The sequence below is a fragment of the Methylobacterium oryzihabitans genome, from assembly GCF_004004555.2.
GTDB classification, from domain to species: Bacteria; Pseudomonadota; Alphaproteobacteria; order Rhizobiales; family Beijerinckiaceae; genus Methylobacterium; species Methylobacterium oryzihabitans.
Window position 1 is genome coordinate 45549 of sequence record NZ_SACP01000030.1, and the last position, 21194, is coordinate 66742.

The 21194-nt window shown below is 72.3% G+C and carries 20 protein-coding genes; 9 read left to right on the plus strand and 11 right to left on the minus strand.

Annotated elements, in window-relative coordinates; all coding sequences use genetic code 11:
• Positions 1-15 precede the first annotated feature (15 nt).
• The gene (locus tag EOE48_RS23140) at positions 16-900 is read left to right on the plus strand and encodes an HpcH/HpaI aldolase/citrate lyase family protein (protein WP_127733248.1); all 885 of its coding nucleotides are present in this window, start codon (positions 16-18) and stop codon (positions 898-900) included.
• A gap of 4 nt (positions 901-904) precedes the next feature.
• On the opposite strand, the gene phoB is transcribed toward EOE48_RS23140, so the two are convergent.
• From phoB to pstS, 6 genes are all read right to left on the minus strand, one after another.
• Positions 905-1606: a phosphate regulon transcriptional regulator PhoB gene (phoB, locus tag EOE48_RS23145; protein WP_127733249.1), complete on the minus strand. Its 702-nt coding sequence runs from the start codon at positions 1604-1606 to the stop codon at positions 905-907.
• Between the two features lie 62 nt (positions 1607-1668).
• Positions 1669-2400, minus strand: a complete 732-nt coding sequence (gene phoU / locus EOE48_RS23150) for a phosphate signaling complex protein PhoU (protein WP_127733250.1) — start codon at positions 2398-2400, stop codon at positions 1669-1671.
• A gap of 64 nt (positions 2401-2464) precedes the next feature.
• Positions 2465-3280, minus strand: coding sequence for a phosphate ABC transporter ATP-binding protein PstB (gene pstB, locus EOE48_RS23155; protein ID WP_127733251.1), 816 nt, complete (start codon positions 3278-3280; stop codon positions 2465-2467).
• A gap of 100 nt (positions 3281-3380) precedes the next feature.
• Positions 3381-4274, minus strand: a complete 894-nt coding sequence (gene pstA, locus EOE48_RS23160) for a phosphate ABC transporter permease PstA (RefSeq protein ID WP_127733252.1) — start codon at positions 4272-4274, stop codon at positions 3381-3383.
• A gap of 24 nt (positions 4275-4298) precedes the next feature.
• Entirely contained in the window at positions 4299-5273 is a 975-nt protein-coding gene (gene pstC / locus EOE48_RS23165) for a phosphate ABC transporter permease subunit PstC (protein WP_127733253.1), read from the minus strand.
• Between the two features lie 166 nt (positions 5274-5439).
• Positions 5440-6480 (minus strand): phosphate ABC transporter substrate-binding protein PstS, encoded by a 1041-nt coding sequence (pstS, locus tag EOE48_RS23170; protein ID WP_127733254.1) that lies wholly within the window; start codon positions 6478-6480, stop codon positions 5440-5442.
• Positions 6481-6729: 249 nt separating this feature from the next.
• Between pstS and EOE48_RS23175 the strand changes: the two genes are divergently transcribed.
• The 3 genes from EOE48_RS23175 to EOE48_RS23185 all read left to right on the plus strand — a co-directional run bounded on the left by EOE48_RS23175 (position 6730) and on the right by EOE48_RS23185 (position 8195).
• Positions 6730-6987 (plus strand): hypothetical protein, encoded by a 258-nt coding sequence (locus EOE48_RS23175; RefSeq protein WP_246154737.1) that lies wholly within the window; start codon positions 6730-6732, stop codon positions 6985-6987.
• Positions 6988-7158: 171 nt separating this feature from the next.
• On the plus strand, positions 7159-7332 hold the full coding sequence (locus EOE48_RS23180) for a CsbD family protein (RefSeq protein ID WP_127733272.1): 174 nt from the start codon (positions 7159-7161) through the stop codon (positions 7330-7332).
• Positions 7333-7475: 143 nt separating this feature from the next.
• Entirely contained in the window at positions 7476-8195 is a 720-nt protein-coding gene (locus EOE48_RS23185; RefSeq protein ID WP_127733255.1) for a sigma-70 family RNA polymerase sigma factor, read from the plus strand.
• 56 nt (positions 8196-8251) lie between these two features.
• On the opposite strand, the gene EOE48_RS23190 is transcribed toward EOE48_RS23185, so the two are convergent.
• Positions 8252-8455, minus strand: a complete 204-nt coding sequence (locus tag EOE48_RS23190; RefSeq protein ID WP_127733256.1) for a hypothetical protein — start codon at positions 8453-8455, stop codon at positions 8252-8254.
• Positions 8456-9491: 1036 nt separating this feature from the next.
• Positions 9492-11639 (minus strand): methyl-accepting chemotaxis protein, encoded by a 2148-nt coding sequence (locus tag EOE48_RS23195; protein WP_127733257.1) that lies wholly within the window; start codon positions 11637-11639, stop codon positions 9492-9494.
• A 315-nt stretch (positions 11640-11954) separates the two neighbouring features.
• Here EOE48_RS23195 and EOE48_RS23200 point away from each other — a divergent pair, with 315 nt between their 5' ends.
• The 3 genes from EOE48_RS23200 (at position 11955) to EOE48_RS23210 (ending at position 16198) form a co-directional block, all read left to right on the plus strand.
• On the plus strand, positions 11955-13508 hold the full coding sequence (locus EOE48_RS23200) for a class I adenylate-forming enzyme family protein (RefSeq protein WP_127733258.1): 1554 nt from the start codon (positions 11955-11957) through the stop codon (positions 13506-13508).
• Between the two features lie 66 nt (positions 13509-13574).
• On the plus strand, positions 13575-15041 hold the full coding sequence (locus tag EOE48_RS23205) for a M81 family metallopeptidase (RefSeq protein WP_127733259.1): 1467 nt from the start codon (positions 13575-13577) through the stop codon (positions 15039-15041).
• A gap of 26 nt (positions 15042-15067) precedes the next feature.
• On the plus strand, positions 15068-16198 hold the full coding sequence (locus EOE48_RS23210) for a M20/M25/M40 family metallo-hydrolase (RefSeq protein WP_127733273.1): 1131 nt from the start codon (positions 15068-15070) through the stop codon (positions 16196-16198).
• 10 nt (positions 16199-16208) lie between these two features.
• Here EOE48_RS23210 and sfsA read toward each other — a convergent pair whose 3' ends face one another.
• Positions 16209-16922 (minus strand): DNA/RNA nuclease SfsA, encoded by a 714-nt coding sequence (gene sfsA / locus EOE48_RS23215; protein ID WP_127733260.1) that lies wholly within the window; start codon positions 16920-16922, stop codon positions 16209-16211.
• Between the two features lie 156 nt (positions 16923-17078).
• Between sfsA and EOE48_RS23220 the strand changes: the two genes are divergently transcribed.
• Both EOE48_RS23220 and gpt read left to right on the plus strand, forming a co-directional pair.
• Positions 17079-17831, plus strand: a complete 753-nt coding sequence (locus EOE48_RS23220; RefSeq protein ID WP_127733261.1) for a competence/damage-inducible protein A — start codon at positions 17079-17081, stop codon at positions 17829-17831.
• 14 nt (positions 17832-17845) lie between these two features.
• The gene (gene gpt, locus EOE48_RS23225) at positions 17846-18352 is read left to right on the plus strand and encodes a xanthine phosphoribosyltransferase (protein ID WP_127733262.1); all 507 of its coding nucleotides are present in this window, start codon (positions 17846-17848) and stop codon (positions 18350-18352) included.
• A gap of 38 nt (positions 18353-18390) precedes the next feature.
• On the opposite strand, the gene EOE48_RS23230 is transcribed toward gpt, so the two are convergent.
• Both EOE48_RS23230 and EOE48_RS23235 read right to left on the minus strand, forming a co-directional pair.
• Entirely contained in the window at positions 18391-20067 is a 1677-nt protein-coding gene (locus EOE48_RS23230; protein ID WP_127733263.1) for a methyl-accepting chemotaxis protein, read from the minus strand.
• 123 nt (positions 20068-20190) lie between these two features.
• Positions 20191-21144 carry a diacylglycerol/lipid kinase family protein gene (locus EOE48_RS23235; RefSeq protein ID WP_127733264.1) on the minus strand — a complete coding sequence of 318 codons (954 nt, stop codon included), beginning with the start codon at positions 21142-21144 and terminating at the stop codon, positions 20191-20193.
• Between the last annotated feature and the right edge of the window lie 50 nt (positions 21145-21194).

Below are 21194 nucleotides of genomic sequence, written 5' to 3' on the forward strand. Positions count from 1 at the left end.
AACCGGACGCCACCGATGACGGATCTCCGCCTGCGCCGCAGCGTGCTCTACATGCCCGGCTCGAACCAGCGCGCCCTCGACAAGGCGAAGTCGCTGCCCGCCGACGCCCTGATCCTCGACCTCGAGGACGCGGTGGCGCCCGACGCCAAGGAGACCGCCCGCGAGCAGGTCTGCGCCGCGGTCCGGTCCGGCGGCTACGGCGACCGCGAGCTCATCATCCGGGTCAACGCCCCGCAGACCCCCTACGGCGAGGCCGACCTCAAGGCGGCGATCGAGGCCGGGCCCGACGCGATCCTGATGCCGAAGGTGTCGTCGCCGGCCGTCCTGGAGAACATCGCCGACCGGCTCGAGGCCCTCGACGCGCCGCCCGGCATCAAGGTCTGGGCGATGATCGAGACCCCGGCGGCGATCCTCAACATCGCGGCGATCGCGGCGGCGCGGCGCAACGCGGCGACCCGCCTGACCTGTTTCGTCCTCGGCACCAACGACCTCGCCAAGGACACCTGGACCCAGATCGTCCCGGGCCGCGCCCCGATGATGCCGTGGCTGATGACCGCCCTCGCCGCCGCCCGCGCCGAGGGCCTGACGATCCTCGACGGCGTGTTCAACGACTTCTCCGACGTCGAGGGCTTTCGCGAGGAGTGCCGGCAGGCCCGGGTGCTGGGCTTCGACGGCAAGACCCTGATCCACCCGAATCAGGTCGAGCCGGCCAATACCTGCTTCGCCCCGACCGAGGCCGAGGTGTCGATCGCCCGCAAGGTGATCGAGGCGTTCGAGCGGCCGGAGAACGCCAGGCGCGGCGCGATCCAGATCGAGGGCCGGATGTTCGAGCGCCAGCATATCGGCATGGCCCGCCGCGCCGTGACCTGGGCCGACGTGATCGCGGCGCGGGGCCGCTGACCGCTCAGCGGGCGTCCGAGAACGTCTCGTCGAACGAATAGCCCGATCCGCGCACGGTGCGGATCGGATCGGTCTGGCTCGGCCGGTTGAGGGCCTTGCGCAGGCGGCCGACATGGACGTCGACGGTGCGCTCGTCGATGTAGACGTCGTGGCCCCACACCCCGTCGAGGAGCTGCTCGCGGGAGAAGACCCGGCCGGGACTGCGCATGAGGTATTCGAGCAGCTTGAACTCGGTCGGGCCGAGATGGAGCTCCTGCCCCTCCCGGCGGACCCGGTGGCTCGCCCGGTCGAGTTCGATGTCGCCGGCGATCAGCAGCTCGGCGACGTGGGCGGGCTTGGTCCGCCGCAGCAGCGAGCGCACCCGGGCCAGCAGCTCGGGTACCGAGAACGGCTTGACGACGTAGTCGTCGGCGCCGGTGGCGAGCCCCCGCACCCGGTCGCCCTCCTCGCCGCGGGCGGTCAGCATGATGACCGGCAGGCGCTCGGTCTCGCGGCGCGCCCGGATGCGGCGGCACAGCTCGATCCCCGACAGGCCCGGCAGCATCCAGTCGAGCAGAACGAGGTCGGGCACGCTCTCGCGCAGGCGCAGTTCGGCCTCGTCGCCGCGGGCGACCGCGTCGACGGTGAAGCCCTCCGCCTCCAGGTTGTAGCGCAGCAGGAGGGTGAGGGCGTCCTCGTCCTCGACGATCAGGATGTGGGTGCTCATCGGGTCATCCACGGCCGGCCCCGGGGCGGGGCCGGATGTCGCTCGGATCGGGCCCGTCGGGCTCAGGCGGCCGGGTTCTGCGGCGCCGGCGGCTCGACGGTGGTCTGGCTCGACCGGTCGTTCTTGGGCCGGTCGGTCGGCAGGGTCTCGCCGGTGGCGAGGTAGTGGATCGTCTCGGCGATGTTGGTGGTGTGGTCGCCGATCCGCTCGACGTTCTTGGCGCAGAACAGCAGGTGCGTGCAGAACGAGATGTTGCGCGGATCCTCCATCATGTAGGTCAGGAGCTCGCGAAACAGCGAGGTGTAAAGCGCGTCGATGCTGCCGTCCCGCTCCCACACGTCGTGGGCAGCGACGACGTTCTGGGTGGCGTAGGCGTCGAGCACGTCCTTGAGCTGCTCCTGGACCAGCTCGCTCATGTGCTGGACGCCGACGACGATCTTCTGCGGCTGGACCTGATCGCTGATCGCGACGGCGCGCTTGGCGATGTTCTTGGCGAGGTCGCCGATGCGCTCGAGGTCGCCCGACACGCGAATCGCCGAGATCGTCTCGCGCAGGTCGATCGCCATCGGCTGGCGCCGGGCGATCAGCAGGATCGACCGCTCCTCGATCTCGCGCTGGAGCGCGTCGAGGCGCTGGTCGGCGGCGATCACGGCCTGGGCCAGGGCGGAATCGCGCCGCACCAGGGCGGTGGCCGCCTCGTCCATCATCTTCTCGGCGATCCCGCCCATCTCGGCGATCGAGCGCCGCAGATTCTGCAGGTCGGTGTCGTAGGACGTCACGATGTGGTTCGACATGGCGTTCCTGGCTCCGGCGGCGGTGCCTTCCGGCTCCGCCGCGAAGGATGGGGCGGGGCGTGCTCTAACCGAACCGGCCGGTGATGTAGTCCTGGGTCTGCTGCTTGGCCGGGTTCATGAACATCCGGGTCGTCTGCCCGAACTCGATCAACTCGCCGAGATACATGAAGGCGGTGAACTGCGAGATGCGGGCCGCCTGCTGCATGTTGTGGGTCACGATCGCGATCGTGAACTCGCTGCGCAACTGCTCGATCAGCTCCTCGATGCGGCCGGTCGAGATCGGGTCGAGGGCCGAGGTCGGCTCGTCGAACAGGATCACCTCCGGGCGCTGCGCCACCGTGCGGGCGATGCACAGGCGCTGCTGCTGGCCGCCGGACAGGCCCATGCCGGACTGCCTGAGCTTGTCCTTCACCTCGTCCCACAGGGCCGACTTGCGCAGGGCCTCCTCGACGCGGGCGTCGAGGTCGGCCTTGCCGAGGCGCTCGTAGAGCCGGATGCCGAACGCCACGTTGTCGTAGATCGACATCGGGAACGGCGTCGGCTTCTGGAACACCATGCCGACCCGGGCGCGCAGCTCGTTGAGGTCGATCGACGGGTCGAGGATGTTGCGACCGTCGAGCAGGATCTCGCCCTCGGCGCGCTGCCCCGGATAGACGCTGTAGATCCGGTTGAAGGTGCGCAGCAGGGTGGACTTGCCGCAGCCCGACGGGCCGATCAGCGCCGTCACCTGCCGGTCGTGGAAGTTCAGGTTGATGTTCTTCAGGCCTTGGAAGCCGTTGTCGTAGAAGAAGTTGAGGTTCTTGACCGCGATGCGGACCGGGGCGGTCTCGTCGGCGCGGCTCGCGCCGGGGGTCGGCGCGACGGTGGCGGTGGCGCTCATCGGGTGGGCTCCGGCAGAGGTCTGGGTCGGATCAGGGGCATTCGTCGCTCAGCGGGACTTCCTGCTCAGCGGGACTTCTGTCCTCAGCGGGACTTCCTACTCAGCGGGACTTGCCGCCGCGCAGGACGACGCGGGCGACGATCGACAGGGCGAGGATGGCCGCGGTGATGAGCAGCGCCCCGGCCCAGGCGAGCTGGCGCCAGTTGTCGTAGGGCGAGAGCGCGAACTGGTAGATCATCACCGGCAGGTTCGGGACGCCGCCCATGAGGTTCGGGCTGAACCAGGAATTGTTGTTGAGCGCGGTGAACAGCAGCGGCGCGGTCTCGCCGGCGATGCGGGCCAGCGCCAGCAGCACCCCGGTGACCATGCCGGTCTGCGCCGCCCGCCAGGTGACCTGGCGGATCACCACCGAGGCGGGCGCGCCGAGCGCCGCGCCGGCCTCCCGCAGGGCGCCGGGGACGAGGCGCAGCATGTCCTCGGTAGTGCGCACGATGACCGGGGTGGCGATGATGGCGAGCGCGACGCCGCCGGCCCAGCCCGAGTAGCTGCCCATCGGCCGCACCATCAGGGTGTAGACGAACAGGCCGATCAGGATCGAGGGCGCCGACAGCAGGATGTCGTTGAGGAAGCGGATCAGCGCGGCGAGCTTCGAGGTGCGGCCGTACTCGGCGAGGTAGGTGCCGGCCATCACGCCGACCGGCGTCGCGATGACGATGCCGATCGCCGTCATCACGAGGCTGCCGAGGATCGCGTTGGCGATGCCGCCGCCCTCGGAGCCCGGGCCGGGGGTCGGCTCGGTGAACAGAGCCGGGGTCAGCCCGCGGACGCCCTCGACGATGAGCATCAGCAGGATCGAGCCGAGCACCACCGCGCCGAGCACGGTGGCGGCGGTGGCCAGCACCTTGAGCGCCCGGTCGGCGGAGCGGCGCCCGGAGCGGACGCGGCCCCAGGCCTGCATCGCCGGGACGGTGGCGGGAGTGGACGAGGCGGTCATCGGCGGGTCTCCGTCTCGGCTCGCTCAGGCCACCTTCGCGCGGCGCACCAGCAGCCGGGCGACGATGAGGACGATGAAGGTGATGACGAACAGGATGCAGCCGAGCGCCATCAGGGCGTTGAGCTGCATGCCGTCGGCCTCGTTGAACTCGTTGGCGATGCGCGACGCGATGGTCGAGCCGGGATCGAAGATCGAGGCCGACAGGCGGTTGGCGTTGCCGATCACGAAGGTGACCGCCATCGTCTCGCCGAGGGCCCGGCCCAGGCCCAGCATGATCGCGCCGATGATCGACACCGAGGCCTGCGGCACCAGGACGTGGCGCACGACCTCCCAGGTGGTGCAGCCGATGCCGTAGGCGCTCTCGCGCAGCACGGTCGGGATCTGGTCGAGCATGTCGCGGGTGATCGACGCGACGAACGGCACGATCATGATCGCCAGGATGATGCCGGCGGTGAGCACGCCGACGCCCGAGGGCACCTGGGCGTAGAGCAGGGTGCCGACGATCGGCATCCCCTCGACGAGGTTCGAGACCGGCACCTGCACGAAGCGGGCGAAGAGCGGCGCGAAGACGAACAGGCCCCACATGCCGTAGATGATGCTGGGCACCGCAGCGAGCAGCTCGATCGTCATCGCCACCGGCCGGCGCGCCCAGCCCGGGCAGAGCTGGGTGAGGTAGATCGCGATGCCGAGGGAGATCGGCACGCCGATCACCAGCGCCAGCACCGCCGAGACCAGGGTGCCGATGATCGCCACCAGGGCGCCGTATTCCTCGCGCCCGACGTTCCAGGCGCTGGAGGTGAGGAAGCCCGGCCCGAAGGTCTGGAAGGCCGGCCAGCCGCCATAGGCGATCGCCGCCAGGATGCCGGCGAGCACGACGAGGACCAGCAGCGCGCTGCCGAGGGCCGCGGCGCGGAAGATGCGGTCCCCGAGGCGGCTCGGGGCCCGCCGGGTGGCCGCGGGACTCGTGGCGAGAGCGACGTTCTCAGTCAACGCGACCATCCGGGTGTCTCTTTTCGCTGGGCGGCGTGTCTAGGGTCTGGCGGGCCGCAGGGGAAGCGGTCGCGCGGCATCGACCCGCGACACCGGGAGGAGCGCTGCGGCGCCGGCGGACCCGCGAGGTACGGGCCCGCCGGCCGGGAGCCGGGGCGTTCGCCCCGGCCCCGGATCACATGCCGAGGACCGGCTTGCCGTCCTTGCCGACGACCTTCTTCCATTCGTCCTTGACCTGGGTCACCACCGCCTCGGGCAGCGGCACGTAGTCGAGGTCGCTCGCGAGCTTGTCGCCGTTCTGGTAGGCCCAGTTGAAGAACTTCAGCACCTCGCCGCTGCGGGCGGCATCGGCGGAGTTCTTGTGGACCAGGATGAAGGTCGCGGCGGTGATCGGCCACGCCTTGGCGCCGGCCTGGTTGGTCAGCGAGATGCCGAAGCCCGGCTCCGACTTCCAGTTGGCGTTGGCGGCGGCGGCCTGGAACGCCTCGTCGCCCGGCATCGGGTACTGGCCGTCCTTGTTCTGGATCAGCACCACCGGCAGGTTGTTCTGCTTGGCGTAGGCGTACTCGACGTAGCCGATCGCGTTCGGGACCTGCTTGACGACGGCGGTGACGCCCTCGTTGCCCTTGCCGCCCTGGCCGGCCGGCCAGCTCACCGTGGTCGAGGCGCCGAACTCGGACTTCCAGCCCGACGACACCTCGGACAGATAGGTGGTGAAGATGTTGGTGGTGCCCGACGCGTCCGAGCGGTAGACCGGGGTGATCGCGGCGTCGGGAAGCTTCACGCCCTCGTTGAGCTTGGCGATCTTGGGGTCCGACCACTTGCGGATCTTGCCCTGGTAGATCTCGGCCAGGACCTCGCCGGTCAGCTTGACCTCGCCGGTCTTGACGCCGGCGACGTTCGCCACCGGCACCACGCCGCCCATGACGGTCGGGAACTGGACGAGGCCGTCCTTGTCGAGGGCGGCGCCCTTCAGCGGGGCGTCGGTGGCGCCGAAATCGACCGTCTTGGCCTGGATCTGCTTGATGCCGCCGCCCGAGCCGATCGACTGGTAGTTGAGGCCGGTGCCGGTCTCCTTGCGGTAGGCCTCGGCCCACTTCGAGTAGACCGGGAACGGGAAGGTGGCGCCGGCGCCGGTGATGTCGGCGGCGAAGGCCGAGGTCGCGATCTGGGCGGCTGCGAGGCCGGCGGCGATCGCGTAGGAGAAGGGCTTCACGGGGCTCTCCACGGTGTGTGTGGCGGTCTTGTCGTGTGGCGGTCTTGCGCGCGCATCCCCGGACACCGTTCCGGCCCGGACGTCGCTGCGAGGGGGCGTATCCCCTGAACGCCGCCGCCCGTATGACACGCGCGTGACGTTTGCATGACACCGGCAGAACCCGGCCGGGTCGAGTCCGGTTCGATGCGACTTCTTCCGGGGATCGCGCGTTGACCGGTCGCGCCCGCTGCGACGGCGCGACGGAACGGGATGACGATGGACGCGGCGGAGGTTTCGAGGGCGGAGGGCGACGCGCGCCGCGAGGCGCTGCTCGCCCTGCACGCCGAGCGCGAGACGCTGGAGCGACGCCTCGCGCTGGCGCGCCAGCAGCGCCTCTACCTCACGGACGAGGGCGCGACGCGGGCGGCGCAGGACGACGAGCGGGCCCTGCTGCGCGATCTCGACCGGGTGATGACCCGGATCCGGGCGGCGGAGGTCCAGAGCCGGCCCGGGAGCCGGAAGTGGTGATACCGCGCGGCGCTTGAGCGTGGCCGAAATCCCCACGGCGAGGCAACCGATCGGATTTCCCACGAGGCGGCTGTGGACGGAGGAGCCCGCGGGGGAACCTTGACCATGGCCCGCCGTTGCCCGGGCACCGCGCGGTCCATCCGGCCGCGCCGCGAGGAGGACGCGATGGCGATCGACAAGGACCGGATCGAGGGCGCGGCCGAGCAGGCCAAGGGGCTCGCCAAGGAAGTCGCCGGCAAGGTGACGGGCGACGCCAAGCTCGAGGCCGAGGGCAAGGCTCAGAAGGCGGGCGGCAAGGTCCAGAACGCCGCCGGCGGCGTCAAGGACGCGCTCAAGGGCGAGTGAAGGCCTGACGGAGTGCGGCGATGCCGCGCCTCGACGGCGACGGCCCGCGCTCCATGTTCCCGGTCGTGCTCGACGCAACCCGCGTTGGTCGGGCGGGATATCACTGTCCCGTCCGATCGTTTATCTGTTCTGCGAGAGGCCGCATGCTATCGAATACCTCCGCCGATGCCGGATCCGACGATCTCAGGCCGTCCCTGACGGCCTCGATCCAGCGGCATCTCGGCCTCCAGCTCCGCGACGCCTACGCCGTCGAGGCCGGCGTCCCGGCCGTGTTCAAGGATCTCATCGAGAAGCTCGAAGCGGCGCTCGCCGAGCAGGGCCGCGTCGTCGAGCCGGAGTTCCGCCAGGGGATGCTGGCCGCCCTCCCCTCGCTCCGCGCCTTCGCGCTCTCGCTCACCAACAACGCCGCGCGGGCCGACGACCTGGTCCAGGACACGATCCTGCGCGCCTGGCAGAACCAGCACCGGTTCCAGCCCGGCACCAACCTCAACGCCTGGCTGTTCACCATCCTGCGCAACGCGTTCTATTCCGAGCAGCGCAAGCGCATGCGCGAGGTCCAGGACGAGGACGGGTCCTACGCCGCCCGCCTGTTCACCGCCCCCGACCAGGGCCACCGCCTCGACGTGCAGGACCTGCGCGCCGGCCTCGCGAAGCTGCCGCCGGACCAGCGCGAGGCGCTGATCCTCGTCGGGGCCGAGGGTCTGTCCTACGAGGAGGTGGCGCGGATCTGCGGCGTCGCCATCGGCACCATCAAGAGCCGCGTCAACCGCGCCCGCAACCGGCTGGCCGAGATGCTCGGCTACTCGGACGACGACCTCGCCTCCGACCGGATGATGCAATCGGCGATGGGCGAAGGGGCCTGAGCGTCCCGGCCCATCGTCCGTGAAACGGTCGCCGCCGCGCGGTGACCGGGTTCGTGTCAGCGGGCGCGTTGCAACTCGCGCTCGCGGCGCCGCAGGCGCAGCAGCAGTTCGACCTGATCGAACGGAATCGGCTCCCCGTCGCTGGTCCGCTCGTAGACCGACCGCAGGGTGACGCCGAGATGGCGCTGAGCCTCGGCACCGAGGACCGGCAGACCCCGATCCTGCGCGTGAGCCTCCGTCTTGACGGCGTGCTGGTTCATCCGACCCGACCCATGTGACTCCCGGAAGACCCGGCGCCGCGGCGGACGGCGGTCTTCCTGTTGGAAGAACATGGTGAAGCGATATGGTAAAGAAATCGTTAACGGCAGGACTTGATTCACCATGCCGGGCGGGGGCGAGGCGTGCCCTGCCCGACGCCCGTCGCGTGGGCGACGGGCACTCGACCACCGGGGGCCGTCGGAGGGCAACGGTCTAAATGAAAACTGGCTCCAAACTGTTGATTTTACGGTATATTTTTGGATCGCGGGAGCCCCTCTCCCGAGTGGGAGAGGGGTAGGGGTGAGGGTGGAGACGGTTCCGAAAATGCCCCAACTGTCGGGCAGCGCAGCTCGACGGTTCAGGGTCCTTGCGGATCGCGAGCCACCCTCACCCCCAGCCCCTCTCCCACTCGGGAGAGGGGATCCCGCGCCAGGAAGAAAACCGACTTCGATGGCTGCAAAAGGGACAGAAAAACCGCGCCCCCGTTTCATCCGCAAAGGACCGCGAAGCCGGTGGGCAACTAAATGGAAACTGGTTGTATCTGTCTGTATTCACAAGCGAATTTTCAGGCGAGGCCTGAGCTGGATATAGAGGAAGGGGCACAGTGGCTGGTGCGCGTTCTCCTCGCCCCGCTCGCGGGGAGAGGGCTCCGGTGACCTTGTCGTCACCGGAGCGAGGCGACAGCCGAGGGTGAGGGGGCGAGGCCGGAGAAGCCTCTTCCGGTACCACCCCCTCACCTTCGCTCCGGCTTCGCCTACGCTCGCTTCATCGACAGCAAGGTCGATGAAGCCCTCTCCCCGCCCGCGGGGAGAGGAGAAGGCCCGCGCTCATCGTGACAGACATGGGATCACGAAGACGCCGCCCTCGTTTCATCGGCAAGGAACCGCGAAGCCGGTGTGCAACTGACACGGAATCCGGAAGATGATTTCCGGGTTCCGCATCATCAGCCCGCGCGGCGCATGAGCGATGCAAGAAACCGTATGACCCTTCCGATCTCGCGTCCGGGCGTCCAGCGCGCCCGGACGTCAGCGCGTCCGTTCAGGCGGCCCGCACCGTGGCGAGGAACTGCGCCACCTCGCGGCGTAGGGCCTCGGCCTGCCGCGACAGGCCCTCCGAGGCCCCGAGGACCTGCCCGGCGGCGGTGCCGGCCTCCTCGGCTGCGCCCGCGACCCCGGCGATGTCGGTGGTCATCGCCGCGGTGCCGGCGGAGGCCTGCCCCATGTTGCGCACGATCTCGCGGGTCGTCACGCCCTGCTCCTCGACCGCCGCCGCGATCCCGGCGGTGACCGCGCTCATGCCGCGGATCCGCTCGACGATGCCGTTGATCGCCGCGGCGGCCTCCCCGGTCGTGCCCTGGATCGCGCCGACCTGCTCGCCGATCTCGGCGGTGGCCCTGGCGGTCTGGTTGGCGAGTTCCTTGACCTCGGCGGCCACCACCGCGAAGCCCCGGCCGGCCTCGCCGGCGCGGGCCGCCTCGATCGTCGCGTTCAGCGCCAGCAGGTTGGTCTGCCCGGCGATCTGCGACACCATCCCGATGACGTCGCCGATGCGGGCGGCGGCCGCCGAGAGCGCCTGGACGGTGGCGGCGCTGCGCTCGGCCTCCTCGGCCGAGGCCCGCGCCATCCCGGCCGCCTGCTCGACCTGACGGCCGATCTCCTCGACGGTGACGCCGAGTTCCTCCGCTGCCGCCGCGACCGCGGTGACGTTGCCGGCGGTCTGCTCGGCGGTCGCGGCGACGCTCGACGAGCGCCGGGCGGTATCGGCGACCGTCGTGCCCATCGCGTCGGCGGCGCCGGTCAGGCCGGCGGCCGCGCCGGACACCGCCGCGACGATGCCGCCGACCGAGCGCTCGAAGTCGTCGGCGAGGCCGGCCATCAGGGCGCCGCGCTCGGCCTCGCGCCGGGCCCGGTCGGCCGCCTCGGCGTCGAGCCGCTGCGCCGCCTCCTCGATCGAGATGTCGCGGATCGTCACCACCGCGCGGGCGATGTCGCCGATCTCGTCGCGGCGGTGCCGGCCCGGGACCTCGGCGAGGGACTGCCGCGCGGCGAGCGCCTGGAGCGCCCGGGTCAGCGCCCCGAGCGGCCGGACGATCGACCGGGCGAGTCCGAGGCCGGCAAGCGCGGTCACGGCGATCACCGCGAGCCCCGACAGCAGCAGCAGCCGCCCGAGGGCGTCGACGGCGTGCAGCGCCTCCTCCTGGGCCTGCTCGGCCAGCAGGGTCCAGTGCGCGCCCAGCACCGAGACCGGCGCGGTCGCGGCCATCCGGGGGCCGTCCGCGCCGTCGTAGGAGAACGGCCGCCCCTCCGCGACCGGGCCCGCCGGCACCCCGCGGGCGGCCGCCGCCGTGCCGGCGCCGCCGCCGCCGAGCGGCGGGGTGCTGCGCAGGAGCCCGTCGCCGCCGAGCGCCAGCACCTGCCCGGTCACACCCAGACCCTCGCGGCCCGACAGGGTGGCGTCGAAGGCCGCCGGGGTGAGCCGCATCACGATGAAGCCCATCCGGGGGGCCGCCTGCCCGGTGCCCATCGCCACGTTGGCGCGCCGGGTCATCGCCCGGCCGAGGAAGGCCGAGGGCCCGGCGCCGACCCCGTAGGGAGAAAAGTCCTCGAACAGCACCGCGTCGCCGTCCGCCGCCTTGAGGCGCTCGACGAGGCGGGCGAGGCCGCTGCCCTGCAGCGGCGCCTCCGTCACCGACTTGGCGAAGTCGGCGTCCTTGGTCGTGGTGTAGACGACCCGGCCGCCCTCATCGAGGAACAGCAGGTCGGCGCGGCCGGGCAGCTCGATCAGCCGGCGCGCCACCTCCTGCACCCGGGTGTGGCGGCGGGCATACATCGAGTTGGTCGCGGCGCCGTCGGCCGCCACCCGCTCGGCGACGGTGGCCGGCCCGGTGAACGCCTTCACGATCGCGGCGTAGTCCGGCCGCTGCGGGTCGAGGTTCTCGATCAGGTCGGGGAAGTTGCTGGCGACCTGCGGGTTAGCGGCGACCTGGGCGAGGTCGTCGCGCAGGCGGGCGGCGGTCAGTTCGAGGCCGCTCTGGCGCGCGGTCGCGGCGAAGACCAGACGTTCCTGCGCGGCCTCGACGAGACCGGCCCGGGCCGCGTGCCAGCTCAAACCCCCCATCGCGGCGGCACTGACCAGTGCGAGCCCGACGGTCGTGGCGGGCAGACGGACCTTCAGGCTCGACAGCATGGGACATGTTCCGGGGTTGGCAACGAGGATGACGGGTTCTACGTCACCGTGCGTAAACGATTCGCGAATCGGGCCGGAGCAATTCCGGCTTCACTGTTCGATCATTGCCGCCGATGCAGGCACCCTGCCGATATTTCGGCCATCAGCCCTCGATTGACCTGTTTAGACCGGCGCCGATCTGACCGGGAACCGGCTTGGGGTGGTCGGCGGTATCCCGGGGCCGAGCGTTTGCCTCTTCCCACCTCCCCTCCCCGCGCCTAAGCATCGGGGGCGGCCCTGCTGCGCCCAACGAGACAAGGTCCCGGAGCCTCGCCCGTGCACGCCACACCGGACGCCAGCCCGCCCGATCCGCGCCGGCCGCCACCGCGCTTCAACGCCGCCCGCCACTGCCTGGAGGCCAACGCCCGCGAGCGCGGGACCAAGCCGGCCCTGATCCTCGTCGGGGACGGCGCGCGCAGCGAGGTGCTGACCTTCGCCGACCTCGACCGGGCGGTGCGCGGCGTCGCGGCCGGGCTGCTCGCCGCCGGCCTGACGCCCGGCGACCGGGTGATGATCCGCATGGGCAACGACGCCGACTACGCCGTCGTGTACTTCGCCGCCCTCGCCGCCGGGCTCGTCGCCCAACCGTCCTCGCCGCAGCTCACCGCCGGGGAGGCCGCGTTCCTGCTGCAGGATGCCGGCGCCGCCGCGGTGGTGGCCGCCGACGAGTGCGCCCTCGACCCCGAGGCGTGCCGCTGCCGGCTGGTGCTGCGCCCGGCCGACATCGCCCGCCTCAAGGCGGGTCCGCCACTGGAGCGCTACGCCGACACCGCCGCCGACGATCCGGCCTACCTCGTCTACACCTCGGGCACGACGAGCCGGCCGAAGGGCGTGCTGCACGCCCACCGCACGGTCTGGGGCCGGCGGCCGATGCACGACGACTGGCTCGGCCTGCGCGAGGACGACGTGGTGCTGCATGCCGGCACCATGAACTGGACCTACACCCTCGGCGTCGGCATGCAGGACCCGTGGGCGCGCGGCGCCACCACGGTGCTCTATAACGGCCGGCGCGACCCGGCCGTCTGGCCGGCCCTGATCGCGCGCCACCGCGCCACCCTGTTCGCCGCGGTGCCGAGCCTCTACCGCCAGATCCTCAAGTATTCCGACCTCGCCGCCCACGACCTCTCGTCCCTGCGCCACGGCATCACCGCCGGCGAGGCGCTCTCCCCGCAGCTCCTGGCCGAGTGGCGGGCGGCGACCGGTACCCCGCTCTACGAGGCGCTCGGGATGAGCGAGATCTCGACCTACATCTCGTCGAGCCCGCGCGTGCCGGTGAAGCCGGGATCGCCGGGCCGGCCGCAGACCGGGCGCCGGGTCGCGATCCTGCCGGTCGAGGGCGAGCCGGAGCCGCTGGCGCCGGGCGAGACCGGGCTGCTCGCGATCCACCGCTCGGACCCAGGCCTGATGCTCGGGTACTGGAACCGCCCCGACGAGGAGGCGGCGGTGATGCGCGGCGAGTGGTTCACCGGCGGCGACCTCGCCGAGCTCGATGCCGACGGCTACGTCTGGTTCCACGGCCGCAACGACGACGTGATGAACGCCTTCGGCTACCGGGTCTCGCCGAACGAGGTCGAGGGCGCGCTGATCGGCCATCCCGACGTGCAGGAGGTGGCGGTGGCCGAGCGGGCGGTGCGCGAGGACGTGCGGGTCATCGCCGCCTACGTGGTGCCGAAGCCCGGCCGCGCGCCCGACCCCGACGACCTGCTGGCGTGGTGCGCCGACCGGCTCGCCGCCTACAAGTGCCCGAAGACGGTGGTGTTCCTCGACGCGCTGCCGCGCACGCCGAACGGCAAGGTGCAGCGCAAGCGGCTGGCCGCCGAGCAGCCCTGACGCGAACGCGGCTGCGACGGCCCACGTCTTGCCCGGCGCGGCGCAGACCCCATCCCGGAGACCCGTGTGAAGCTCTTCCTCGCCGGCCTCGCCACCGAGACCAACACCTTCGCGCCGCTGCCGACCGGGCGCCCGGCCTTCCTGGCCGACTACGCCCGCCGCGACGGCAGCCGCCAGCCGCCCTCCCTGAGCAATCTCGGCACCCGCGAGTGGCGCCGCCTCGCCGAGGCCGACGGGCACACGGTGGTCGAGAGCCTCACCACCTTCGCCCAACCCGGCGGGATCACCGTGCGGGCGGTCTACGAGGAGTTGCGCGACACCCTGCTCGCCGACCTCGAAGCGGCTCTGCCGGTCGACGCGGTGCTGCTGTTCATGCACGGGGCGATGGTCGCGGACGGCTATGACGATTGTGAGGGCGATACCCTGGCCCGGGTCCGCGCGCTCGTCGGCCCCGACGTGCCGGTCGGGGTCGAACTCGACCTGCACTGCCACCTCACCGAGACGATGCGGGAGGCCGCGACCGTCATGGTGATCTACAAGGAGTATCCCCACACCGACATCGCCGAGCGCGCCCGCGACCTCTACCCGCTGGTGATCGGCGCGGCCGAGAAACGGATCCGGCCGGTGATGGCGTATCACGACTGCCGGATGGTCAGCATGTGGCGCACCTCGCGCGAGCCGGTCTCCGGCTTCGTGCGCCGGATGGAGGCGCTCGAAGGCAAGGACGGCATCCTGTCGGTGTCGTTCGGCCACGGCTTCCCGTGGGGCGACGTGCCGGATGTCGGCGCCCGGATGCTGGTGGTGGCCGACGGCGACCCCGCCAAGGCGCAGGCGCTCGCGACCCGGCTCGGCGAGGAGGTCTGGGCGATGCGCGAGGAGGCGCAGACCCGCCACGACACCATCGACGGGGCGATTGACGCCGCCCTCGCGTCGACCGACCCGCGCCCGATGGTGCTCGCCGACATCGCCGACAATTCCGGCGCCGGCTCGCCCTCCGACAACACCGCGATCCTGCGCCGCCTCGTCGAGCGCCGGGTGACGGGCGCGGCGATCGGGATGTTCTGGGATCCCGGCGCGGTGATGAGCTGCCGCGAGGCCGGGATCGGCGCGACCTTCGACCTGCGGGTCGGCGGCAAGGCCGGGATCACCTCGGGCGATCCGGTCGACCTGCGGGTCACCGTGCGCGGCCTCGCCGACGACCACAGCCAGGGCGGCCTCAGCGGCGGCCGGGCGCAGCTCGGGCCGAGCGCCTGGGTCGAGGCGGACGGGATCCACCTCGTCCTCACCACCGCCCGCCAGCAGCCCTTCGACCCCGACGCCTTCACCGGCCTCGGCTGCCGCCTCGACGACAAGCGGATCGTGGTGGTGAAGTCGATGCAGCATTTCTACGCCGCCTTCGCGCCGATCGCGAGCGAGGTGCGCTACGTCTCGGCCCCCGGAGCCACGCCGCCGGATTATGCCGGCATCCCCTACACCAGGCGCGACGGGCGCTACTGGCCCCGCGTCGCCGATCCCTTCGCGGAGGCACCATGACCCCGTCCGGCATGAACCCGTCCGGCATGAACCCGTCCGGTCTCGCCCTCGACGTCGAGGACATCCTGGCTTCCCTGCGCCCGTGGATCGAGTGCGAGAGCCCCACCCACGACGCCGCCGCGGTCGACCGGATGATGGCGCTCGCCGCCCGCGACCTCGCAGTGGCCGGCGCCGCGGTCGAGATCATCCCCGGGCGGATGGGTCTCGGCGGCTGCGTACGGGCGCGGTTCCCGCATCCGCGCCGCGACGAACCCGGCATCCTGATCCTCGGCCACATGGACACGGTGCATCCGGTCGGGACGCTAGCGGCGCTGCCGTGGCGGCGCGACGGCGGGGTCGTGTACGGCCCCGGCATCGTCGACATGAAGGGCGGCAACCTGATCGCCCTCGAGGCGATCCGGGCGCTGATCCGCGCCGGGCTGACGACGCCCTTGCCGGTGACGGTGCTATTCACCTCCGACGAGGAGATCGGCAGCCCGGCGACCCGCGACCTGATCGAGGCCGAGGCGAAGCGCCACCGCGTCGTGCTGGTGCCCGAGCCCGGCCACCAGGACGGCGGCGTCGTCACCGGCCGCTACGCCATCGCGCGCTTCGACCTGGAGGCGGTGGGCCGCCCGAGCCATGCCGGCTCGACGCCGGGCGCCGGCCGCTCGGCGATCCGCGCGATGGCCCGCAAGGTGCTGGAGATCGACGGGATGTCCGGCGAGGACTGCACCTTCAGCGTCGGCATCGTCCAGGGCGGGCAATGGGTGAACTGCGTCGCGACCACCTGCCGGGGGCAGGCGCTGAGCATGGCCAAGCGCCAGGACGACCTCGACCGCGGCGTCGCCCGGATGCTGGCGCTCTCCGGCACCGAGGACGACGTGCGCTTCACGGTGACCCGCGGCGTCACCCGCCCGGTCTGGGAGCCGGATGCCGGCACGATGGCGCTCTACGACCTCGCCGGCCGGATCGCAGCCGATCTCGGCATCCCGCTGCCCCACCGCAGCGCCGGCGGCGGCTCGGACGGCAACTTCACCGGGGCACTCGGCATCCCGACCCTCGACGGCCTCGGGGTGATCGGCCGCGGCTACCACACCCTGGAAGAGCACGTCGACGTGGCGAGCCTGCTGCCGCGCACCCGCCTGCTCGCCGGGCTGATGATGGGGGTGGAGTGAGGTCCCGGCCTCACGGCCCCGTCACGATCGGGATCTCCTCGGCGATCGTGACCTCCTCGGGCCTGACCCGGCAGGCATAGGCGCGGGTCTCGACCCCGGCGGCGCGGGCGCGGCGGAAGGCGGCGGCGAAGGCCGGGTCGAGGTCGCCGGCGACGTCGAAGGCGGCGGCGCGCATCTGCACCACCACGACGAGGAGCGACCGGCCGCCGCTCCGCACGACCTCGGCGAGCTCGTCCATGTGGCGGGCGCTGCGGGCGGCCTTGCAGTCGGGAAACTCGGCGAGGCCCGCGCGGCGCATCAGGTGGCAGTTCTTCACCTCGACGTGGCACGGGCCGGCCGGCCCGTCGGCGAGGAAGTCGACCCGGCTCGCCCGGCCGTAGGCGACCTCCGGCCGCAGCGAGGTCGCGCCGGCGAGCGGCGCCAGCCGGCCGTCGCGAAACGCCTCGGCGACGAGGTGGTTGGGGCGCGCGGTGTTGATCCCGACCCATTGCGGCCCGCCGGGCAGGTCGGCCTCGACCAGTTCCCACGACCACGCCAGCTTGCGGGCCGGGTTGGTGGAGGCCGAGAGCAGGACCCGGCTGCCCTCGGCGGCGAGCCCGAGCATCGCCCCCGGATTGGCGCAATGCGCGGTGACGACGGACCCGTCGGCGAGCCGGACGTCGGCGAGGAAGCGCTTGTAGCGGCGCAGCAGCCGCGCCTCGGTCAGGGGTGCGGCGAAACGCATGGGGCGGGCGACACGGACATGCGCCGCCATAGCAGCGCGCACGGGTCAGGTCACGCTTGAGCCGGAGCGGTGCGGGCGATAGATGCCCGTCAGCCGGCTCGCGATCGGCGCGCCCGCAGGACGCGGCGCAGGCGGGGGCCGCGGAGGCGAGACCCGATGAGCGATGCCAGCCCCTCCCCCGTCACGGCCGCGATCCTCGTCATCGGCGACGAGATCCTGTCGGGCCGGACCAAGGACAAGAACATCGGCTACATCGCCGAGTACCTGACCAATTCCGGCATCGAGCTGCGCGAGGTCCGGGTCGTGCCGGACGTCGAGGAGGAGATCGTCGCGGCGCTGAACGCCCTGCGCGCCCGCTACACCTACCTGTTCACCACCGGCGGCATCGGCCCGACCCACGACGACATCACCGCCGACTGCGTCGCCAAGGCGTTCGGCGTCGGGATCGCGGTCGATCCGCGGGCGCGGGCGATGCTGCTGGAGCGGATCGCGGAGGCCGACCTCAACGAGGCGCGCCTGCGCATGGCCCGCATCCCGGACGGGGCCGAGCTGATCGAGAACCCGATCTCGAAGGCGCCGGGCTTCATGCTCGGCAACGTGATCGTGATGGCGGGCGTGCCGTCGATCATGCAGGCGATGCTCGACAACGTCGCGCCGCGGCTCACCACCGGCGCCCGGGTGGCGGCCGAGACGATCGAGGCCGGCAACCTCCCCGAGGGGCTCTATGCCGGCGAGCTGGCCGAGGTCGCCAAGAGCCATCCGGGCGTGTCGATCGGGTCCTACCCGTCGATGACCCCGGCCGGCTTCCGCAACCAGATCGTCGTGCGCGGCCGCGATCCCGAGACCCTGGCGCAGGCCCGCGCCGCGGTCGCGGACCTCGTCGCCCGCCTGCAATCCGCCCGCACCTGAGGATCGTCTTCGCGATGAGCGCACCGGCCGAGAAAGCCTTTCCGGTCTCCTGGGACCAGTTCCACCGCGACGCCCGGGCGCTCGCCTGGCGCCTCGCCTCGGCCGGGCCGTTCGAGGCCATCGTTTGCATCACCCGCGGCGGGCTGGTGCCGGCGGCGATCGTGGCGCGCGAGCTCGGCATCCGCCTGATCGAGACGGTCTGCATCGCGAGCTACCACGACTACGACGCCCAGGGCGCGCTCACGGTGCTGAAGGATGTGGCGCCGGGCATCCGCGCCCTCGGCGACGGCACCGGCCGCGGCGTGCTGGTCCTCGACGACCTCACCGACACCGGCAAGACCGCCCAGGTGGTGCGCGAGATGCTGCCGAACGCGCATTTCGCCACCGTCTACGCCAAGCCGGCCGGGCGGCCCCTGATCGACACCTTCGTCACCGAGGTGAGCCAGGACACCTGGATCTACTTCCCGTGGGACATGGGGCTGGCCTATCAGGCGCCGCTCAACCCGGGCACGGCGGGGTGAGGGGAGCGGGGACCGCCCGCTCGCCGATCGGGGTGGCCCTACGCCGCCCGCACCGTGGCGAGGAAGCGGTCGACCTCGGTACCGAGATGGCCAGCCTGATCGGTCAGCGCATCGGCCGCCGCCAGGACCTGACTCGCGGCCGCCCCGGCCTCGCGGGCGGTGCCGGCGAGGCCGGCGATGGTCTGCGTCACCGCGCCGGTGCCCTGCGCCGCCTCGCCGACGTTGCGCACGATCTCGCCGGTGGCGGCGCCCTGCTCCTCGACCGCCGCGGCGATCGAGGTCGCCACGGCGTTGATCTCGCGGATGCGGCCGGTGATCCCGGCGATCGCCGACACCGCCTCGTCGGTCGAGCCGCGGATGCGGCCGATCTGGACGGTGATGTCCTGAGTCGCCCGCGTCGTCTGGTCGGCGAGCGCCTTGACCTCGGCGGCGACCACCGCGAAGCCCCGGCCGGCCTCGCCGGCGCGGGCCGCCTCGATCGTCGCGTTCAGCGCCAGCAGGTTGGTCTGCCCGGCGATGGCCGAGATCATCGCCACCACCTCGCCGATCTGGCCGGCGGCGTCGCGCAGGTCGTTGGTCAGGGTCTCGGTCCGGCCCGCCTCCTCGACCGCGACGCCGGCGAGGCTCGCCGAGCCGTCGACCTGACGGCCGATCTCCTGCACCGAGGCGCCGAGCTGCTCGGCGGCGCTCGCCACCATGGTGACGTTGCAGCTCGCCTGCTCGGCCGCCGCCGCGACGGCGGTGGACTGGCCGGCGGCGTCGTTCGCCGTCGCGGTCATGCCGCGGGCGGTGGCCTGAAGCTCGGAGGCCGAGGCGACCACCCGGGCGACGATGCCGCCGACCGCCCGCTCGAACCCGTCGGCCATCTCGCGCGTCGTCGCCCGGCGCTGGGCCTCGGCGCCGGCCCGGGCGAGCGCCGTCTCCTCCTCGAGCGCCCGGCTGCGCAGGAGGTTGCTGCGGAAGACCTCGACGGCGCCCGCCATCGCGCCGATCTCGTCGCGGCGCGCGAGGCTCGGGATGACGAGGCCGGCATCGCCCCCGGCGAGGCGCCGCATCGCCGCGGTCATGCGGCGGATCGGGCGCGCGACGCCCAGGAAGGCGTAGGCCGAGGCCGCCGCCGCCGCCAGCACCGCCAGGGCGAGGCCGATCCAGGTCGCCCGGCGCGTCTCGGACTGCACCAGGGCCACGGCGTCGCTCGCCCCCGCGCCGGCGGCACGGTTGATCTCGACGCCCTTCTGGAGGGCGGCGCTGACCGCGAGGTACTCGGCGTTCATCGGGCCGCGGAACAGCGCGCGGATCTCCTCGCCGCGGGCGGGATCGATCTTGCGCAGCGTCTCCCAACCGGCGTTCATGGCGGCCCAGCGGCGCTCGAACTCCTCGAACGCCTCGCGCTCCGCGCCGGGATGGATCAGCGGCCGGTAGCGCGCCTGGGCCGCGTCGATCTCCTTGACCAGCGCCGCCCATTGCGTCGCGCTGCGCTCGCGCTCGGCGGCGTCGTCGGCCATGAGGTAGCGGAACTGCCACAGCCGCGAGCGGATCACCAGGGTGTTGATCGTGTGGATGCCGTCGACCGAGGGCAGCGCGTCCTGGGTCACGCCGCGCACGCTCTCGCCGATGCGGTCGAGGTTGAACAGGGTGAAGCCCCCCTGCGCGACCGTGATCGCGGTCATCAGGCCGAACAGACCGGCCAGGGTCGCGGTGACGGAGGGTCGCATCGGAGCACTCTCACACGTTACGATTGCAGGCCGGAACCGATCTAAGCGGCAGGAGTTAACACCCCTTGTATCGGATCCGACGCCGGAGACGCGTTCCCCTGCGACCCCGCGGTCTCGCGGAGATCACGGCGAGTCCGGTCCGGCGCAGAGGACGCGCAGGGCTCCGGGACGGAGACGGTAGCGCAGGGGCGGCGCCAGCAGCAGGACCTCGCCGTCGTTCATCACCCGCAGGCGCCGGCGCCGGGATGTGACGGTGAGATCGCCAACCGCGTGCCGCTCCAGGTCCGGCAGGCCGCGCCACTCGCCGACCGCGAAGCCGAGCCCGAGGCGTACCAGCCGGGCCGCCGACAGGCGCTCGACGAGATAGAAGGTCAGCGTGCCGCCGTCGACGCTGGCGCGCCGGAGAACCTGCCCGACTCCCTCGCGATAATCGTTGTTGACCACCGCCAGGATGCGGAACCGGACCTCGCGGCTGGCCACGCCGTAGCGCAATCCCGCCCGCACCCGCGGGTAGCGGCCGAGATGACGCAGCAGGCCGAGGCCGAAGCGCAGGAGGTCGAGGAGCCCGGCCCGGCCGCGCCGGGCCTCGCGGTGGCGGGCCATGCGGGCCGGCATGCCGAGCACCGAGTTGATGAGGAAGACGTGGCCGTTGACCTCGCCGACATCCACCGCCCGGACCGGCCCGGCCGCGATCGCCGCCACCGCCCCGTCGAGGTCGAGCGGCAGCCCGAGGTCGCGGGCCAGGAGATTCATCGTGCCGAGGGGCAGGATCCCGAGGGCGACGTCCGTGCCGGTCAGCGCCGCGGCCGCGCAGGCGAGCGTCCCGTCGCCGCCGGCCGCCACCACGGCGTCGAGCCCCGGCAGCGCGGCGGCCTCGCGCAGGCGCTCGGGCAGCGGCGCGTCGGGCGCGGGCTCGGCCACCACGTCGAGCCCGGCGGCGGCGAGGCGCTCGCGCAACCGATCGCCGGTGGAGCCGTCGCCCCCGACCAGGGAACCGGCGGCGGCGTTGGCGACCAGCACCACGCGGCGCCGGCCGGGTCGGGGCGGCGTCTCCGCCGGGCTCGCGTCGATCGCCATGCTGGTCCCCCCGGTGCGTCCGGAGGGTGATGACGGCGTTTCATCTCAGC

Bases quoted from the DNA above. Each gene is read 5' to 3' on its own strand.
- EOE48_RS23140 (WP_127733248.1), top strand. From the start codon at position 16: ATGACGGATCTCCGCCTGCGCCGCAGCGTGCTCTACATGCCCGGCTCG.
- phoB (WP_127733249.1), bottom strand. From the start codon at position 1,606: ATGAGCACCCACATCCTGATCGTCGAGGACGAGGACGCCCTCACCCTC.
- phoU (WP_127733250.1), bottom strand. From the start codon at position 2,400: ATGTCGAACCACATCGTGACGTCCTACGACACCGACCTGCAGAATCTG.
- pstB (WP_127733251.1), bottom strand. From the start codon at position 3,280: ATGAGCGCCACCGCCACCGTCGCGCCGACCCCCGGCGCGAGCCGCGCC.
- pstA (WP_127733252.1), bottom strand. From the start codon at position 4,274: ATGACCGCCTCGTCCACTCCCGCCACCGTCCCGGCGATGCAGGCCTGG.
- pstC (WP_127733253.1), bottom strand. From the start codon at position 5,273: ATGGTCGCGTTGACTGAGAACGTCGCTCTCGCCACGAGTCCCGCGGCC.
- EOE48_RS23175 (WP_246154737.1), top strand. From the start codon at position 6,730: ATGACGATGGACGCGGCGGAGGTTTCGAGGGCGGAGGGCGACGCGCGC.
- EOE48_RS23185 (WP_127733255.1), top strand. From the start codon at position 7,476: ATGCTATCGAATACCTCCGCCGATGCCGGATCCGACGATCTCAGGCCG.
- EOE48_RS23190 (WP_127733256.1), bottom strand. From the start codon at position 8,455: ATGAACCAGCACGCCGTCAAGACGGAGGCTCACGCGCAGGATCGGGGT.
- EOE48_RS23195 (WP_127733257.1), bottom strand. From the start codon at position 11,639: ATGCTGTCGAGCCTGAAGGTCCGTCTGCCCGCCACGACCGTCGGGCTC.
- EOE48_RS23210 (WP_127733273.1), top strand. From the start codon at position 15,068: ATGAACCCGTCCGGTCTCGCCCTCGACGTCGAGGACATCCTGGCTTCC.
- sfsA (WP_127733260.1), bottom strand. From the start codon at position 16,922: ATGCGTTTCGCCGCACCCCTGACCGAGGCGCGGCTGCTGCGCCGCTAC.
- EOE48_RS23220 (WP_127733261.1), top strand. From the start codon at position 17,079: ATGAGCGATGCCAGCCCCTCCCCCGTCACGGCCGCGATCCTCGTCATC.
- gpt (WP_127733262.1), top strand. From the start codon at position 17,846: ATGAGCGCACCGGCCGAGAAAGCCTTTCCGGTCTCCTGGGACCAGTTC.
- EOE48_RS23230 (WP_127733263.1), bottom strand. From the start codon at position 20,067: ATGCGACCCTCCGTCACCGCGACCCTGGCCGGTCTGTTCGGCCTGATG.
- EOE48_RS23235 (WP_127733264.1), bottom strand. From the start codon at position 21,144: ATGGCGATCGACGCGAGCCCGGCGGAGACGCCGCCCCGACCCGGCCGG.